Genomic DNA, 14,354 nt, shown 5'->3' on the forward strand with positions numbered 1-14,354 from the left:
CCCCTCCGAACGGCCCCGCCGCACCGGGGCCGCCGGGGATAGGGTCGACGGCCCGTCGCCCATCGCGGAGGACCTCTCGGTGCCACCGACCCGAACCCGCCTCGCCCTTTCCTTGCTGACCCTGGTGCCGGTCCTGCCGCTCGCCGGGTGCGCAGAACCTCTGCGCGAGGGCCCGCTGCCCGGCCCCGACGACGGCCCGCCCACCACCGCCTACGTCGAGCTCTGCGTCACCGTGCCTGCCTTGGTCAGGGCCCCGGATCAGCGGTGCGACGACGAGCGGCCCGGGCACGCCTGGAGCTTCGTCGCCACGGGCCGGCCCGTCCCAGCCGTCGGCCGGAAGGCCGCCACCGGCGTGCTGCGGGAGCCGTCCGACGCCAAACCCGCCTTCTACCGGGCGCCGCCCGAGGGCGGCGACGGCGAGACCGAGCTGGTGCTCCGCCCGGCGAGCGTCGTCGAGGTCTGCGTGCGCAAGGCGACGCGCGTGCGGGTCCAGGAGCGCCACTGTGTGCAGCAGGACTCGAAGCACGCGTGGTACGACCTGGGCCTGGACCGGCAGATCCCTCCGATGGGGGCCAAGGCCGCGCGGGGCTCGTTCCGGCGGACCGCCTACGCCGTGACGTACCGGGCGCCGGCCGAGGGCGGCGAGGGCTCGGAAGTGGCCTTCGCGCCCGCCCCCAAGCCGCCGGCCACCGGGTCACCCTGAGCGCCGGGTCACCCTGAGCGCCGGGTCACCCTGAGCGCTGGGTCACCGCTGGGCGCGGCGTTCCGGTGAGGGGAGGCGGATCCTGCGGCGGAAGGTGTGGCGGCGGCCCTGGGCGCGGAAGGTGGCCCAGACCCGGCCGCCGGTCACCGGCGGGAAGTCGGCGCTCCAGGCGGCGCCCGGGGGGACGCCGGCGACCTCGGGTCCGCGCACGCGCTCGCCCTGCGGCGGCTCAAGCTCCAGGCGCACCTCGTGCCAGGTGACCGCCGACCCGTTGTGCAGGGTGACGGTGAGCCGCTCGCCGTCGCCGTCGATGCGCAGGCCGTACGGCAGGCGCGGGTCGGGCCCGATGGCGCGGTCGAGCTCGCCGAGCATGGCGCGGGTGAAAGCCGGCCAGCGGGCCGACAGGTCGGTGCGCTCGCCCTGGTCGGCGTCGAGGTCGTACAGCTCGACCCGCCCGCCGGGCCCGGCGCCGGCGATGCCGGGGGCGAAGCGGATGACCTTCCACCGCCCGCGCCGGATGGCCTGGATCTTGCGCGGCCGGTTCCAGACGAAGTAGCCCCGCTCGGGCGGCGGCCCGCCGCGCAGCAGGCCGGCCAGGGAGCGGCCGTCCAGCCGGGCGGGGACGGGCACGCCGGCGAGGTCGGCGAGCGTGGGCAGCACGTCCCACGAGGCGACCGGCGTGCTCTCCACCCGGGCGGGCAGGCCGGGCGACCAGACGAGGAACGGCACGCGGATGCCGCCCTCGTACAGGTCGCGCTTGTCGCCGCGGAACGGGCCGCTGCCGCGGAACAGCTCCGGCGTCACGCCCTTCTCGCTGTGCGGGCCGTTGTCGCTGGTGAACAGCACCACGGTGCGGTCGGCCCGGCCGCTGTCGACCAGGGCGCGCACCAGAGTGGCCACGTCGGCGTCGAGCCGGCTGACCTGCGCGGCGTGCCGCCGGTTCGGGCCGCTCCACGGCTCGTCCTGGTAGCGTCCCGCGCCACCGGCGACGACGCTGGGCGAGTGCGGCAGCGTGCTGGCGAAGTACAGCAGGAAGGGCCGCTCCGCCGGGTCGCGCACGAACTCCACCGCCCGCTCCAGGAACAGGTCGGGCGCGTAGACGGTGCCGTCGAGGTCGAGCCGGTCGCCGTTGTCCCACAGGTAGGACGGGTAGTACTGGTGGGCGTGGCGGTGCTCGATGTAGCCGAGGAAGGAGCCGAAGCCGCGCCGGTTGGGGTGCGAGGGCTGGCCGGGCGTCTCGGGCCCGAACCCCCACTTGCCGATGCACGCGGTGCGGTAGCCGGCGAGCTGGAGCAGCTCGGCGAAGGTCAGGTCGGCCTCGGTCAGCGAGTGCTGGGTGCCGCCCTCGGGGTTCTCCCGGACGGTGCCGTGCCCGGCGTGCAGGCCGGTGAGCAGCGCGCTGCGGGAGGGCGCGCAGAGCGGGGCGCCGGAGTAGGCCGCCTCGAACCGCACCCCCTCGGCCGCCAGCCGGTCGAGGTTGGGCGTGTGGATCAGCCGCTGGCCCTGGCAGCCGAGCTCGCCCCAGCCCAGGTCGTCGGCGAGCACGACGACGAAGTTGGGCCGGGCGGGCAACGAGGGCGGGGAGGGCACGGTGCCGCCGGGGCCGGTGGCCGCGCGGGCGGGCTGGGCGGAGGCGACGGAGGGCAGCGCGAGGCTGGCCAGCGCGCCGCCGACCAGGGCGCGCCGTGACGGGTGGTTCATCGTCAGCGATAGTCCCAGAGCTCGCAGATCTTCGCGAGCTGTTCCGGCACCTCGGCCGGATCGGGCAGCGGGCGCGGCTGGACGACGGTGCCCTGCCGGATCTTGTCGCGCCAGTCGCCGATGCCCTTGACGAAGCCGCCGTGCTCCTTGTCGCCGTAGGTGAGCATGCCCGGCTCCCACGCGACGCCGAGGAAGTCGCACAGGCGGCGCAGCTCGGCCTCGGGGGCGGCGACGAGGTCCTCGTAGCGCACGGTCGGGCCGGGCAGGTGGGCGCGGGCCTCCTCCAGGTGCGTCATGTAGTGGTGCGTGCGGCGCACGGCCTCGTCCATGGGGCGTTTGTCGGGGTCGGCCTCGTGCCAGGACTGGGCGATGGACAGCGGGTGGCGCAGCAGGAAGACGAAGCGGGCGTCGGGCCAGCAGGTGGCGATGCGCCGCCAGGCGAAGACGTTGCTGGGCGTCTTCTCCACCAGCACCGGCTTGCCGCTGCGGCTCAGCTCGCGGTGCAGGATGCGGTCCCACAGCAGGTGTTCGAGGTCGTTGTGCACGTGGCCGAGCAGGCCCATCGCCTGCCGTACCGGGTCGGTGGTGAGGTCCACGGCGGCGCGGCGGAAGTGGGTCTCGATCGGCGAGTGCACCTGGGAGTGGCTGTTGAGCATGACGCGCAGCAGCGTGGAGCCGGAGCGCACCGACGACAGCAGGAAGACCGGCGCGCGCAGCAGCCGGTCGTGCGCCGGGTCCACGGGCGGGCGCAGCAGGTCCCCGCCCAGCCGCGGGGGCGGCGGGGGCGGGGGCGGCGGCGGGGTCGGCGCGGGGCGTGACCGCGTCAGCGTGTAGCCCGTCAGCCCTTCGAGGGTGGCGTTGGCCCGGTACCTCCAGCTCATGACCGGTCAACGTAGAGCGAGCCGGTGAACCGAGGGTGAACCCGTGCTGTAAACCAGCGGGCGGCGGGAAGATCGCCGGACGTCACCGGCCGGGGCCACCCGCCGCACCGGGCCTCAGGGGCCGGACGGGTCCACCACGTCCCGGTCGGCCCAGTACGGCTCCAGCAGCCCGCGCAGCCGCTCGGCGCCGACGCGCTCCAGCACCTCCAGCGCGCCCACGTTCTCCTCGAGCTGGGCGATGCTGCTGACACCGAACAGCACGGTGGCCAGCGCCGGGTGGGTGAGGCAGTAGGCGATGCAGAGCTGGGCGGCGGTGCAGCCGAGCCCCGCGGCCACGTCGGAGACGCCGCCCGCGGCCTTGACGATGTGCTCGCGCACCCCGCCGGGGTCCTTGCCGATCTGCCGGGTGGTGCCGGACCCGCCGGCGAGGATGCCGCCCTCCATCACGTCGCTGGCCTGGAGCGAGACCCCGGCGGCGTAGACGGCGGCGAACGGGTCGCCCTCGGGGATGCTGCGCCGGGCCAGGCTGTACTTGAGCTGGGCGAGCTGCGGCCCGGGCGAGCCGGCCTCGCGGGCGTGCGCCTGGATCTCCAGGATGTCGCGGGCCGACCAGTTGTTGACGCCCCAGCAGCCGAGCAGGCCGTCGGCCTCCAGCTCGGCCAGCTCGCGGGCCAGGGCGCGCAGGTCGGTCTCGCCTCTGGTGTCGGCTCTGATGTCGCCGAGCACGGCGGTGTCGGCGTGCTCGACCCCGGCGCGGAACAAGGCGTGTTCGAGCTGGGCGCGCATGGGGCGCTGCGGCCAGCCCTCCAGCCAGAGCTTGGCCGAGAGCTGGTAGTCGCTCCTGTCCAGGCCGGCGGCTCTGACCATGGCGGAGAAGAGCACGTCGGTGAAGACCGGGGGGTGGCCGGGCATGCCGTACACGGCGACGTCGAAGAGGGTGACGCCGAGGTCGGTGGCGCGGCGGAGCATGGTGACGGCCTCGGCGAAGTCCATGCGGTCGTAGGTGTGCCAGGAGCCGAGCGACAGCACCGAGACCTCGGGGCCGTGGGCGCCTAGCCTGCGCTTGGGGATCAAGGGGGCTCTCCTCAGGGGTGGATCACGGGTTTGATCGCGTCGAGGCGGTGCAGGGCGGCCAGCGCGTCGCTCGCCCCCTCCAGGCCGGTGGGCGGGCTGAACAGCGCGTCCCAGGGGGCGGGGGTGCGGCGCAGGAGGTCCAGGGCGCGGTGGTAGTCGGCGATGTCGCCGTTGAGCGAGCCGCGCAGAGTGAGCTGCTTGCCCATGACCAGGCCGAGCGGCAGCGGCTCGGGGGCGGGGCTGGTGGTGCCGACGACCACGAACGTGCCGCCCCAGGCGGCCATCCGCACCGCCTCCGCGCCGACGCCCGGGGCGCCGGCCAGGTCGAGCACGAGGTCGGCGCCGCGCCCGCCGGTGGCCTCCAGCACGGCCGCGACCCTCGCCTCCGCACCCTGGCCCGGCACCCTTTCCCCCGCAGCGGAGCCGAGCCGGTCGGTTGAGGGGGCCGCCGCGCCGTCCACGGTGGCAGCGGAGCCGGCCGGGGCTTTGGAGCCGAGCGGGGTCGTGGAGTCGAGGTTGCCGTCCAGGGTGACGGTGTGGTGGGCGCCGAAGCGGCGGGCGAGGTCCAGCCGCGCGTCCGGGGCGCCGATGGTGACGACCGTGGCGCCGGAGGCCGCGGCGAGGGCGGTGGCGACCAGGCCGAGCGCGCCCGCGCCCTGCACCGCGACGGTCGAGCCCGGCCGCACCCCGCCGGCCCGGTCGAAGGCGTGCACGACGGTCTTGACCGCGCAGCCGGCCGCGGCGGCCCAGGTGTCGGGCAGGTCGTCCGGCAGGAGCAGCTTGGCCGCGCCGGGCACCACGTACACGTACTCCGCCAGCCCGCCGGTGGCGTAGGGCCACACGTCGGCCCGCTGCAGGAACCCGTAGCCCCGGCTCGCGCAGGCCACCGGGTCGCGCAGGACCGAGCAGCCGTGGCAGTGCCCGCACACCGACTCCGACCAGCCGATCCGATCGCCCTCCCGCACCGGCCGGCCGAGCGCGTCGCGGGTGCCCTCCCCCGCCTCGACCACGGTGCCGACCATCTCGTGCCCGAGCACCAGCGGCAGCGCCACCGGCATGACGCCCTGCCACAGGTGCGCGTCGGTCGCGCAGAGCGTGGCGCAGGTGACCCGGACCAGCGCCGCCCCCGGCTCGCACCGCTCGGGCACCGGCACCTCCTCCAGCACGAGCGGCTTGCCGTACTCGCGCAGCACTGCGGCCCTCACGCGGCCTCCCACACGTCGTGCCTGCTGCGCCACCACAGCAGGGCCACCATCACCAGGAAGGGCAGCACTCCGCGGTACTGCTGCACCGGCTCCAGCGCCGCGGCCACCCCTTCGAGGCAGCCGAGCAGCACCCCGCCGGCGAGGGTCAGCCAGAGGCTGTGGAAGGCGCCGACCATGGCCACCGCCAGCGCGGTGGTGACCAGGTTGGCCAGCGTGGAGAAGTCGCCGCCGAGCCGGGGCGCGACCATCACGATGACCAGCGAGGACAGCGCCCCCACCGCCACCCAGACGGCGAGCGCCAGCCGGGGCGCGGGGATGCCGACCACCTCGGCGGTGCCCGGCCGCTCGGAGATCGCCTGGAGCCGCAACCCCACTCTGGTACGGCGCAGCAGCCAGGTCACCGCGAGGGTGATGAGCACCGCGAAGGCCAGGGAGACCAGCACCGCCTGTGGCACGACCACGTCGCCGACGGTGAAGGCGGGCGCGTTGAAGGCCTCGGGGAAGCGCCGCGCGCCGGAGGTGAGGTTGCCGAACAGCCGCAGCCCCACCGCCATGAGCCCGACGAAGACCGCGACGGTGACCGCCGCCTTGGCCGCCGGTCCGTGGTCGCCGAACCAGCGCACCAGGCCCGCCCCGAGCAGGCCGGACAGCAGCCCGCCCGCGGCGACCCCGGCCGGGAGCGCGAGCCAGGTGCTCAGCCCGGCGTCGGTGAGGGTGACCATGACGAACGCGCCCATCGCGCCGACCGCCGCCATGGCGAAGTTGACCACCGAAACCAGCCGGTGGGTCAGCACCACGCAGAGGCCGAGCAGCGCGTAGACGCCGCCGCTGGTCAGCCCGGCGACCACCGATTCGAGCACCTCAGCTCCTCCCGGGCACGATGAAGCCTTCTGGCAGCACGACCCACTTGCCGTTCTCGGCGCGGACGAAGCGGCTGCCCTCGATGGGGTTGTGCTTGTCGCCGGGGCCGAAGACCCAGGGGGTGCCGACCATCGGGTAGCGGATGGGCTGCATGCTCTTGAAGGCCTGGGTGACCGACTCGCGGGTGATCGGTCCCTTGATCGTCTTGAGCACGTGGACGAAGACGTCCGCGGCCATCACGCCGCCCTGGCTGAAGGCGGTCTTCTGGATCTTGTGCGTGGTGACGATCCTGGCCCAGCGGTCGTTGCCGGGCAGCGTCTCGTCGGTGTACGGCTGCCACTCGGTGCCGGCCTGGGCGCGCATGCCGGGCGGGATGAGCGCGGCGTTGGCGTCGGTGTAGGCGTTGGCCATGAGGATGAAGTCGACCTGCTCCATGCCCTGCGTCTTGGCCTGGGCGAACCAGGGGCCGACCTGGGCGTTGTAGATGACCGCCCGGCACCCGGCCGACTTCAGCCGGACCAGGTAGGGCGTGGGGTCGCCCTGGCCGACCGAGGTGTCCTTGACGGTGAGCTGCTTGCCGGTGAGGTCGCTCCACTCCTTGATCGCCGCGTCGATGCCGCCGCCGCTGCCCGGCAGGACGGTGAAGGCCAGGCAGACCTTGTCGTGCTTGAGCGTCTCTGAGGCGTAGTAGAGCATCGCGGTCAGCAGCTTGAACGGGCCGGGGTTGACCGGGGCGATGTTCGGGCTGGTGAAGCAGGCCGGGTCCACGCCGACCGCGGGGATTGAGACGATGCCCGCCTGGCTGTAGGTGGCGCGGTTGAGGCCGCAGTCCACCGCGCTGGAGGAGCCGACCAGGGCGACCACGCCCTCGGAGTCGATCAGCTCGCGGGCGGCCTCGGTCGAGCGCTGCGGGTTCATGGCGTCGTCGCGGCTGAGCAGTTCGAGCTTGCGGCCCTGGATGCCGCCGGCCGCGTTGACCTCCTCGAAGACCGCCTTGACCGCCTGCGGCACCTCCGGCGACTGGAACAGGCCGGTGATGCCGTTGATCGAGCCGACCTTGATCGGGCCGGTGCCGTCGTCGGCCGAGCAGGCGACCGCGCCGGAGGCCAGCAGGACGAGGGCTAGGAGCGCGCGTTTCACAGGGTTTCCTCCACGACTGTGCCGAGGTATGCCGCGCGGACCCCCGGATCCGCCAGGACGTCGTCCGTGGGCCCCGTGGCGATCACGAGGCCGTGGTCCAGGACCGTGACGGTCGCGCAGGCCGCGCGCACCAGGTCCATGTCGTGCTCCACGAGCAGCACCGAGACGCCGAAGCGCTCGGGCACCCGGGCCAGCTTCCGGCCGAGGTCGAGCGACTCGGCGGCCGACTGGCCCGCGCCCGGCTCGTCCAGCAGCGCCACCGCCGGGCGGGCGGCGATCGCGGCGGCCACGTCGAGCAGGCGCCGGGTGCCGGCGTCGAGGATGTGCACCGGGACGGCGGCGGGCGGGCAGCCGAAGAAGGCCAGGATCTGCTCGGCCTCCCGCTCGGGCAGGGCGCGGCCGGCGACGATGTCCAGGTACTCGTGCTGGGTGAGCTCGGGGGCGATGGCCGTGGTCTGGAAGGTGCGCCGCAGACCGCGGCGGGCCCGCGCGCTCGGGGTCAGCCGGTCGAGGGGCTCGCCGTCCAGCGTCACCGTGCCGGCGTAGCCGGGCAGGAAGCCGGTGACCGCGCCGATCAGGGTGGACTTGCCGGCTCCGTTGGGGCCGATCAGGCCGGTCACCGTACCGGCGGGGACGGTGAGATCGACCTGGTCCAGGGCCACGACCTCCCCGAACCGCACCCCGAGGCCGCGCACCTCCAGGAGGGGGGCTCCGGCCACCGGCGGCGAGGCAGGGGCAGGGCTTGGCGATGGGTCGGTGGGCGGGCCAGTGGGCGGGGTCGTCGGGGAGGCGGCTTCCAGGAGGGGGCGGGCGGCGCGTTCGCGGCGGCGCAGGCGGACCAGGTCGGTCTGGCTCATCCCGCTGCGCAGGGCCAGCACGGCGGTGGCGCCGAAGAGGATGCCGCCGAGGTCCTGGGGCAGGTGGAGGCGGTCGAGGAGGGTGGCCATGAGCGCGCCGAACACGCCTCCGGCGATGGCCCCCTCGGGGTTGTGCGGGCCGATGAGCACGGCGACCGCGAACAGCGCCAGCGACTGCATCATCGCGAAATTTCCAGACACGACGAGGCCGAGCTGGCCGGACATCAGCCCGCCCCCGATCCCGGCGACGAACGCGCTGATCGCGAAGGCGGTCAGCTTGCTGCGGGTCACCGAGATCCCGTGCGCCGCCGCGGCCCGCTCGGAGTGGCGCACCTCCAGCCACGAGCGCCCGACCCGGGTCCGGTTGACCGCGGCCAGGCCGATCGCCAGCAGGACGAAGACCAGCACGGTGAGCACGAAGTAGGCGCCGTCGGAGCGGAAGAGCGCGGGCCGGGCCAGCGCCTTGAGCTCGGCGGTCCCGGGGAACTGCGAGGCGTTGAGCACGATGTCGGTCGAGACCGCGAAGCCGAGCGTGACGACGGCCAGGTTGACCCCGCGGATGCGCAGCGCGGGCAGCCCGATGGCCACCCCGACCGGGACCGCGGCCAGCCCGCCGAGCGGCAGCCACAGCAGGAACCCGCCGGGCGCGTCGGCGAGGTTGAGCCGCAGCACGACCCAGGCGCCGATGGCGGCGAACGACAGCTGGCAGAGCGACATCATCCCGGCCCGGCCGACGATGACGCCGTAGCTCTGCATCAGCACCGCGCCGACCATGGCCGCGACGGCCAGATAGATCCAGTACGCGGGCAGTACGGCCGGCAGCAACACGCAGGCGGCCACGGCCAGCCCCAGCCCCGGCCCCCAGGCCCGCAGCACCCCTGCCCCCAGCAACCCGGCCGCCCGGCCCGGCGGCACCCCCGCCGGGGCGGCCTCGGCGGGCGGCGTCCCGGTCCGGCTGCCGCTCACGACGCCTCCCGGGTGCCGAAGTAGTGGTCGTGCAGCAGCTCGGGCCGCAGGTCCGCGCAGCGCCCGTCGAACACGACCCGCCCCTTGCGCAGCACGTAGGCCCGCTCCCCGAGGCGCAGGGCCAGCGCGGCGAACTGCTCGACCAGCAGCACGGCCAGCCCCTGCGCGGCCAGTTCCCCGACGGCGTTCATCAGCCGGCGCACCACCAGCGGCGCCAGCCCCAGGGAGAGCTCGTCGACGAGCAGCGCCTTCGGCCGGGCGATGAGCGCGCGGCCGAGCACGAGCATCTGCTGCTCACCGCCGGACAAGTTGCCGGCCGGCAGGTGGCGGCGCGCTTCGAGCTCGGGGAACAGCCGGTAGGCCCCGGCCACGTCCTCCCCGGCGACCAGCAGGTTCTGCTCCAGGGTGAGCCGGCGGAAGACGGTGCGGGCCTGCTCGGCGTAGCCCAGGCCGGCGGCGGCGCGGCGGTGGGTGGGCAGGCCGGTCAGCCGCCGGCCGTCCAGCTCGATCTCCCCCGCGCCGGCGCGGGCCAGGCCGGCGATGCCGTCGAGCAGGGTGGTCTTGCCCGCGCCGTTCGCGCCCAGCAGCACGGTGACCGAGCCGGGCGGCGCCGCCAGGCTGACCTCGTGCACGATGCCGGTCTCGCCCCGGCTCACGCTCAGCTCGCGCACCCGCAGGCCGTTCTCCGGGGCCGGGGCGTCCATCAGGCGGTCCCGAAGGCGGCGCGCAGGCTGGCGACGGTGCGGGTGTGCGCCTCGCGGGCGCCGCCCAGCTCGGTGGCCAGCAGGCCGAAGAACCCGTGGATCAGCCCGTCGAGCCGGACCAGCTCGACCTCCACCCCGGCGGCGGCCAGCGCGGCGGCGTAGTCCTCGCCCTCGTCGCGCAGCACGTCGTACTCCGCGCCCAGGATGAGCGCGGGCGCCAGGCCGGACAGGTCGGTGGCGCGTAACGGGAGGAGGTAGGGATTCTCCAGATCCTTGGCGTTTCGCGGGTACGTGGTGAAAAACCAGTCCATGCTTGCTTTCGACAGAAAATATCCGTCAGCGAACTGTCGATAGGAGGCCCGGCCGTCATCGGGATGCCCCAGCACCGGCGAGACCAGCACCTGCCGGGCCAGTCGCGGCCCGCCCCGGTCGCGGGTCAGCAGCGCCACGACCGCCGCGAGGTTGCCGCCCGCGCTCTCGCCGCCGGCGGCCAGCCGTACCGGATCGACGCCGAGGGCGGCGGCGGAGCCGTGCGCCCACAGCAGGGCGGCGTAGCAGTCCTCGGCGGCGGCCGGGAAGGGGTCCTCGGGCGCGAGCCGGTAGGCGACGCTGATCACCACCGCCTCGGCCTCCCGGCAGACGGTACGGCAGGCGAAGTCGTTCTCCTCGACCGAGCCGATCGTCCAGCCACCGCCGTGGAACCACAGGAAGGCCGGGAAGGGCCCCTCGCCCTCGGGCGTGTACACCCGCACCGGCACCTCGCCCCCCGGCCCGGCGAAGGCGGTGTCGCGCACCGAGGCGACCGGCGGCAGGTCGGCGGGAGCGCTCCACGCCTTGGCGAACTCCGCGCGCATCGTGGCGACGTCCGGGGGCGGGCCGTCGGCGGCCGGCGGGACGTTGTCGATGATGCGTTGCGCGTCGGGGTGCAGCGGCATGGGGACCTCCGCCCGTTCGGGTGCGAAATCCTATCGGATTCCATGTACGTTATGCGCGTGGGAAGAAGCGTGTCCAGAGTGGAGCGGTCATGAAATCGGCGGGTGCGGAGGGTGTGGCCGGGCTGGTGCTGACCGGAGGGCCGGTCTACACGATGGATCGGGCCGACCGGGTCGGCGAGGCCATCGCGATCGGCGGCGGGCGGGTGCTGCGAGTGGGCGAGGTCGCCGACGTCCAGCCCCTGATCGCCCCCTCGACGCGGGTGGTGCAGTTACGCGGCTCCACCGTGCTGCCGGGCATCAACGACTCCCACCTGCACGCCGCCTGGCTCGGCGAGCGCTGGCCGAACCTGCTGATCGACAGCCTGGCCGCGCTGGGCAGCCCCGGCATCACCGGCGCCCGCCCGGCCGCGGGGTCCGGCAACGGCCACGGGCACCGGCACGGGGCCCCGCAGCACGCGCCCGCCGATCGAGGTCTGGTGGTCCCGGCCGGCCGGCCGCCCACCCGGGCGCACGTGATCATGCCCGAGGAGCCGCCCTCCCCCGACCCGTTCGACCCGCCCGGCCCGGTGGACCGGCGGCTGGACAGCCCCTTCCGCCGCCGCGCGGCCATCCTGCGCGCCTGGGACGTGCTGATCCCGCTCGGGATCACCAGCTACACCGAGCCCGGCCTCGGTCCCGGCGAGGCCGACGACGGCTGCTTCGGCGCGGGCGTGCTGGCCGAGTACGCGGCCCTGGCCGCCGAGGGCCGCGCGCAGATGCGGGTGACCGCGCTGCTGCTGTTCGGCGAGCTCGACGGGCCCAGCTCGCTGCCGGGCTTCCTGGAGGGGCTGCGCTCGTTCGAGCCGCCGGCCGACGTGCCCGAGTGGTTTCGGGTGAACGGCGTGAAGATCTTCGCCGACGGCATCCCGCCCATGCGCACCTCCTGGACCGACGAGCCCTACCCCGACGGTACCCACGGCCGCCCGCTCACCGAGGGCGGGGCCGGCGCGCTGCTGGCGATGATCGAGGCCGCGCGCGAGGCCGGGCACCAGGTCGCCCTGCACGCCACCGGCAGCCGCGCCACCCGGACCATCGTCGAGGCGCTGGCGCGCCCGAAGGGCGAGGACGAGCGGCACTACCTCATCCACGGCGACGTGCTGCACCCCGGGACGCTGGAGCGGATGGCCGCGGCGGGCATCGGGCTGAACACCCAGCCGGGCCTGCCGCCCGCCACCACGCACCTGATCCGCGATGCGCTCGGCGAGGAGGCGGCGCGGCACGCCTGGCCGGTGCGGGACGCGATGGAGGCGGGCGTGCCGCTCTGCCTGAGCTCGGACGCGCCGGTGCTGAGCCCGGACTGGCGGCGCGGGGTGGCCGCCGCCGTGCTGCGCACCCTGGACGGCGCGCCCGCCCAGCGGCTGACCCTCGCGCAGGCGCTGCGCGCCTACACCGCGACGCCCGCCTGGCAGGACGGCGCGGAGAACTGGAAGGGCACGCTGGAGTCCGGCAAGGTGGCCGACCTGTGCGTGGTGGGCGCGGACCTGCGGCACCTGCCCGTCGCCGAGCTGCCGCAGGCGCCGATCGAGATGACCGTCCTCGGCGGGAAGATCGTCTACGAGGCCTAGCCTTCCCTCATCGCTGGATCGTATATTATCCCCCATATTTTCCCGGCGAAGGGACCCCCATGCCCGACGAGATCCTCGCCATCGCGACCGGCTACATGGCCGCCAAGCAGCTCTTCTCCGCCTCCCGCGCGGGCCTGTTCGCCGCCCTGGCCGAGGGCCCGGCGACGGCGGCGGAGCTGGCCGGGCGCACCGGCCTGCCCGAACGCTCCGCCCGCGTGCTGGCCGACGCGATGAACAGCCTGGGCCTGCTGGAGCGCCAGGACGGCCGCTACCGCAACGCCCCGGCCGCCGAGCGGCACCTGGCCGGCGGCCAGGACGTGGACCTGCGGCCCTTCCTGGCCTTCCTGGAGGACATCAGCTATCCGCACTGGCTCGGCTACCACGACAGCATGACCACGGCCGAGCCGGTCCCGCTCGACCTGGGGGGCGGGCGCATGGACACCTTCATGACCGGCGTCATGACCTACAACGCGCTGCACGCCCGGGCGCTGGCCGCGTGCTACGACTTCACCCGGCACCGCCGGCTGCTCGACTACGGCGGGCTGTCCGGCGCCTTCCTCATCGAGGCGCTGCGCGCCGCCCCCGGGCTGAGCGGCGCCTTCGTCACCACCTTCCCGCACGTCGGCAAGAGCCTGGCCGAGGCGGGGATGGAGGGGCGCGCGGCGGTCGTCGAGGGCGACGTGCCGGCCGGGCCGGTGCCCGGCGGTTTCGACCTGGTCCTGCTCGAACACGTCGTGCACCGGTACACGCCGGCCGACAACCGGGCCATCCTGCGCCGGGCCCGCGAGGCGGCCACGCCGGACGCCCGGCTGCTGGTGCTCGACTTCTTCCTCGACGACGAGCCCCGCCAGCGCGCCCTCGACGCCCTGCACGCCGGCGAGTACCTGGTGATCGACGGCACCACCGTCTACCCGCTGGCGGAGGTGCGCGAGTGGGTGGGCGAGGCGGGCTGGCGGCCGGTCGAGCTGCTCGCCCTGCCCGGCTGCCCGCGCGTGCTGGTGGCTGAGGCCCGATGAGGGTCCTGGTCACCGGCGGCGCGAGCGGCATCGGCCGGGCCGTCGCCGAGGCCTTCGCCGCGCAGGGCGACGAGGTCGTGGTCGGCGACCTGACCCCGCCGCCCGGCGGCCTGCCCATGGACGTCACCGACCCCGGTTCGGTGGCGCGCGCCCTGGACGCCGCGGGGCCGCTGGACGTGCTGGTCAGCAACGCCGGCGTGGTCGGCGGCGGCGGGCCGCTCACCGACCTGCCGCTGGAAGTCTTCGACCACGCGGTCGCGGTCAACCTGCGCGGCGCCTTCATCGTGCTGCAGGCCGCCGCCCGCCGCATGATCGCCGCCGGTACGGCAGGCGCCATCGTCACGGTGAGCTCGATCGGCGCCCGCCAGCCCACGGCCGGGCTCGGGCACTACGAGGCCACCAAGGCCGGGCTGGACGCGCTCACCCGCACCGCGGCGCTCGAACTGGCCCCGCACGGCATCCGCGTCAACGGGGTCGCGCCCGGCCCGGTGCACACCCCGCTCACCGCCGGGCTGATGGCCGACCCGGTGGCCAGGGCGGCCTGGGAGTCCCGCATCCCGCTGCGGCGGATCGCGACGACGGACGACGTCACGCCGCTGGTGCTCTTCCTGGCCTCGCCCGCGGCCCGGCACCTCACCGGGACGGTCGTGCCCGTCGACGGCGGCCAGCTCCTCACCTGAGCCCGGCCCCCCCTCAGCCCACGCCGA

At 75.0% G+C, this 14,354-nt stretch carries 13 protein-coding genes; 4 read left to right on the forward strand and 9 right to left on the reverse strand.

Features of this window, described 5'->3' with window-relative positions:
• Positions 1-79: 79 nt before the first annotated feature.
• Positions 80-703 carry a hypothetical protein gene (locus tag AB0I67_RS29315; RefSeq protein ID WP_357929700.1) on the forward strand — a complete coding sequence of 208 codons (624 nt, stop codon included), beginning with the start codon at positions 80-82 and terminating at the stop codon, positions 701-703.
• A gap of 42 nt (positions 704-745) precedes the next feature.
• Here AB0I67_RS29315 and AB0I67_RS29320 read toward each other — a convergent pair whose 3' ends face one another.
• The 9 genes from AB0I67_RS29320 to AB0I67_RS29360 form a co-directional block, all read right to left on the reverse strand.
• Positions 746-2,404, reverse strand: coding sequence for an arylsulfatase (locus AB0I67_RS29320; RefSeq protein WP_357929702.1), 1,659 nt, complete (start codon positions 2,402-2,404; stop codon positions 746-748).
• Between the two features lie 2 nt (positions 2,405-2,406).
• On the reverse strand, positions 2,407-3,285 hold the full coding sequence (locus tag AB0I67_RS29325) for a sulfotransferase (RefSeq protein WP_357929705.1): 879 nt from the start codon (positions 3,283-3,285) through the stop codon (positions 2,407-2,409).
• Between the two features lie 114 nt (positions 3,286-3,399).
• On the reverse strand, positions 3,400-4,359 hold the full coding sequence (locus AB0I67_RS29330) for an aldo/keto reductase (protein ID WP_357929707.1): 960 nt from the start codon (positions 4,357-4,359) through the stop codon (positions 3,400-3,402).
• 11 nt (positions 4,360-4,370) lie between these two features.
• Complete coding sequence (locus AB0I67_RS29335) at positions 4,371-5,564, reverse strand: zinc-binding dehydrogenase (protein WP_357929710.1); 1,194 nt, start codon at positions 5,562-5,564, stop codon at positions 4,371-4,373.
• A complete protein-coding gene (locus AB0I67_RS29340) occupies positions 5,561-6,424 on the reverse strand; it encodes a branched-chain amino acid ABC transporter permease (RefSeq protein WP_357929713.1) in 864 nt (287 codons plus the stop codon). Before AB0I67_RS29340 ends, AB0I67_RS29335 begins: the two co-directional genes overlap by 4 nt.
• A 1-nt stretch (position 6,425) precedes the next feature.
• The gene (locus AB0I67_RS29345) at positions 6,426-7,565 is read right to left on the reverse strand and encodes an ABC transporter substrate-binding protein (protein WP_357929716.1); all 1,140 of its coding nucleotides are present in this window, start codon (positions 7,563-7,565) and stop codon (positions 6,426-6,428) included.
• Entirely contained in the window at positions 7,562-9,388 is a 1,827-nt protein-coding gene (locus tag AB0I67_RS29350; protein ID WP_357929717.1) for an ATP-binding cassette domain-containing protein, read from the reverse strand. The genes AB0I67_RS29345 and AB0I67_RS29350 overlap by 4 nt, the downstream gene beginning before the upstream one ends.
• Complete coding sequence (locus tag AB0I67_RS29355; RefSeq protein ID WP_357929719.1) at positions 9,385-10,092, reverse strand: ABC transporter ATP-binding protein; 708 nt, start codon at positions 10,090-10,092, stop codon at positions 9,385-9,387. The genes AB0I67_RS29350 and AB0I67_RS29355 overlap by 4 nt, the downstream gene beginning before the upstream one ends.
• Positions 10,092-11,027, reverse strand: coding sequence for an alpha/beta hydrolase (locus AB0I67_RS29360; RefSeq protein WP_357929721.1), 936 nt, complete (start codon positions 11,025-11,027; stop codon positions 10,092-10,094). Before AB0I67_RS29360 ends, AB0I67_RS29355 begins: the two co-directional genes overlap by 1 nt.
• An 89-nt stretch (positions 11,028-11,116) precedes the next feature.
• Here AB0I67_RS29360 and AB0I67_RS29365 point away from each other — a divergent pair, with 89 nt between their 5' ends.
• The 3 genes from AB0I67_RS29365 to AB0I67_RS29375 are packed head-to-tail and all read left to right on the forward strand — an operon-like array spanning position 11,117 to position 14,327.
• On the forward strand, positions 11,117-12,631 hold the full coding sequence (locus AB0I67_RS29365; RefSeq protein WP_357929724.1) for an amidohydrolase family protein: 1,515 nt from the start codon (positions 11,117-11,119) through the stop codon (positions 12,629-12,631).
• A 59-nt stretch (positions 12,632-12,690) separates the two neighbouring features.
• Positions 12,691-13,647 (forward strand): methyltransferase, encoded by a 957-nt coding sequence (locus AB0I67_RS29370; protein ID WP_357929726.1) that lies wholly within the window; start codon positions 12,691-12,693, stop codon positions 13,645-13,647.
• Positions 13,644-14,327: an SDR family NAD(P)-dependent oxidoreductase gene (locus tag AB0I67_RS29375; RefSeq protein WP_357929729.1), complete on the forward strand. Its 684-nt coding sequence runs from the start codon at positions 13,644-13,646 to the stop codon at positions 14,325-14,327. The genes AB0I67_RS29370 and AB0I67_RS29375 overlap by 4 nt, the downstream gene beginning before the upstream one ends.
• Positions 14,328-14,354 lie beyond the last annotated feature (27 nt).

Origin of the sequence: Nonomuraea sp. NPDC050310 (assembly GCF_040655795.1) — a bacterium.
In the GTDB taxonomy this organism is placed as follows: Bacteria; Actinomycetota; Actinomycetes; order Streptosporangiales; family Streptosporangiaceae; genus Nonomuraea.

Coding starts and splice junctions, on each gene's coding strand:
- AB0I67_RS29320 (WP_357929702.1), bottom strand. CDS start 2,404: ATGAACCACCCGTCACGGCGCGCCCTGGTCGGCGGCGCGCTGGCCAGC.
- AB0I67_RS29325 (WP_357929705.1), bottom strand. CDS start 3,285: ATGAGCTGGAGGTACCGGGCCAACGCCACCCTCGAAGGGCTGACGGGC.
- AB0I67_RS29355 (WP_357929719.1), bottom strand. CDS start 10,092: ATGGACGCCCCGGCCCCGGAGAACGGCCTGCGGGTGCGCGAGCTGAGC.
- AB0I67_RS29360 (WP_357929721.1), bottom strand. CDS start 11,027: ATGCCGCTGCACCCCGACGCGCAACGCATCATCGACAACGTCCCGCCG.
- AB0I67_RS29365 (WP_357929724.1), top strand. CDS start 11,117: ATGAAATCGGCGGGTGCGGAGGGTGTGGCCGGGCTGGTGCTGACCGGA.
- AB0I67_RS29370 (WP_357929726.1), top strand. CDS start 12,691: ATGCCCGACGAGATCCTCGCCATCGCGACCGGCTACATGGCCGCCAAG.
- AB0I67_RS29375 (WP_357929729.1), top strand. CDS start 13,644: ATGAGGGTCCTGGTCACCGGCGGCGCGAGCGGCATCGGCCGGGCCGTC.